Source organism: Paenibacillus sp. JSM ZJ436 (assembly GCF_044383795.1).
GTDB lineage: Bacteria > Bacillota > Bacilli > Paenibacillales > Paenibacillaceae > Paenibacillus_AQ > Paenibacillus_AQ algicola.
Window position 1 is genome coordinate 1 of record NZ_JBISEO010000038.1, and the last position, 1,544, is coordinate 1,544.

General features: G+C 39.3%; 3 protein-coding genes. 2 read left to right on the forward strand and 1 reads right to left on the reverse strand.

Translation table 11 applies throughout. From position 1 onward, the window contains the following. Positions 1-231 precede the first annotated feature (231 nt). Both ACH6EH_RS20110 and ACH6EH_RS20115 read left to right on the forward strand, forming a co-directional pair. Complete coding sequence (locus tag ACH6EH_RS20110; protein ID WP_397333585.1) at positions 232-372, forward strand: DUF3892 domain-containing protein; 141 nt, start codon at positions 232-234, stop codon at positions 370-372. Continuing rightward, positions 353-523, forward strand: a complete 171-nt coding sequence (locus tag ACH6EH_RS20115) for a DUF3892 domain-containing protein (RefSeq protein ID WP_397333586.1) — start codon at positions 353-355, stop codon at positions 521-523. The genes ACH6EH_RS20110 and ACH6EH_RS20115 overlap by 20 nt, the downstream gene beginning before the upstream one ends. A 232-nt stretch (positions 524-755) precedes the next feature. On the opposite strand, the gene ACH6EH_RS20120 is transcribed toward ACH6EH_RS20115, so the two are convergent. Next, positions 756-1,358, reverse strand: a complete 603-nt coding sequence (locus ACH6EH_RS20120; RefSeq protein ID WP_397333587.1) for a hypothetical protein — start codon at positions 1,356-1,358, stop codon at positions 756-758. Between the last annotated feature and the right edge of the window lie 186 nt (positions 1,359-1,544).

Sequence of the window (1,544 nt, forward strand, 5' to 3'; positions counted from 1 at the left end):
TACGCTACAGCTTCTGGTGATGAACTTGGAGCGTAGGCTCCGCGTTCTTTATTTCCTCATTTTCACGATGCAGTCTCGTGGACGCCTAGCTCTGAAGGCTGGATAAAGAATCGTTCAGCAAGCCCTATTTACTCAGCATAAAAAGGGAACATGTGTTCTTTTCGGGTTAGTTTATCTGATTTATAATAGAAGGGAGTATTAGAAAATTGATCATTTAAGGGAGGTCTTTAAGTGGCATCTAGACATCAAATTCTTTGCATCATCAAGAGCGATCGTTACAACCCACACGAGAGAATTACACATATCGGTGGTAAGAATGCTGACGGAGCCAGATGGCATATCACTCAAGAGAATGCTATTTCAAGGCATTGAAAGTGGGAAATGGGATTTCTATGTTAGTGCTGGTGGAAGAACAGCTGATGTTATTGTTGCGAAAAGCCAATACGGGCACAAATACTTAAAGACTGTCGCGGATGGGGCACAACCAGATAACCTTCTGAGTCTATCCGAGTGTCCTATTTAAGCTACCTCCCCAAAGATCCGAATCCTACAAATCCGGCGAATTGTGGTTTTGCACAGCCACGGCTCGCCTCCACCAATACAATCAGAGAAGCGACCTCGTGAGGTCGCTTTTTTGCGTTTTCATATGCGTAGCGGTTGGTAAAACCCGCGTGGTTGCAGGGATTATGGTGATTCTGTCGATATATAAGAAATATTTCTGATGGTGTAGGTGGTGGTGCCGCCATCTATACTGGTTAAAAAGGGAGGTCATCGTAATCTATCTTAATGGTTGCTAATCTTGTGTATAGGTTATCAAACACAATTTTTCTCTTGTTAGGATGTAGTTGTTGAAGGAGCTTATAAAATTCAATTACTGTTTTTACTTCGATTTCTATGTGTTGATAATATGAGAACTTTCCTCCGATAAAACATCGGATCAATTGTCCTTTATCTTGAATGAATTTTTCGAGTGAACTATTTCTTATTAAAGTGCCAAGTCGGTTTAGAGACGAATCAAGGTCTTGAAGGGGGTGATATTTTTCATGGTATCTACTGAGTAGAGAGGTTAGATTGTCAGCGAACTTAATATAGATATCTTTCTCCCGACTGTTAAAGTTTAAATCACTTATTATTCCCTTTGCAATTTCGGTAGAGATGGCATTGAATGACTGATATCGGTTATTTGGATGCAGTTCAGTCATCTTATTGATAATGTGTACAAATTTAAAATTTGGCAGCTCATCTTTTAAGATATGGCTGAATAATTTTCCAACAAAGTAGATTTCAGTTTGGTGATTATAAATGCTTTCTGTTTCTGTCTCATATGGTAACTGAGTGACTGGCCAATTTAATACCACACTTCTTCCATCTTGCTCAGTACTCTCAAGCTTTTTACCAAAACCAAAGTCAATAATTTTGAATCGGCTACACTTAGTTGGACAGGAAAATTAGGGGCTAGTAGAATGAAATCATCACAATGAGGAGCGGATCTACTATGCCAAGAGAAAGACGTACATTTACAGCAGAATTTAAGAGACAAATGG

What these genes read in the sequence shown, in the direction of transcription:
- ACH6EH_RS20115 (WP_397333586.1), top strand. Translation starts at nt 353, where the DNA reads ATGCTATTTCAAGGCATTGAAAGTGGGAAATGGGATTTCTATGTTAGT.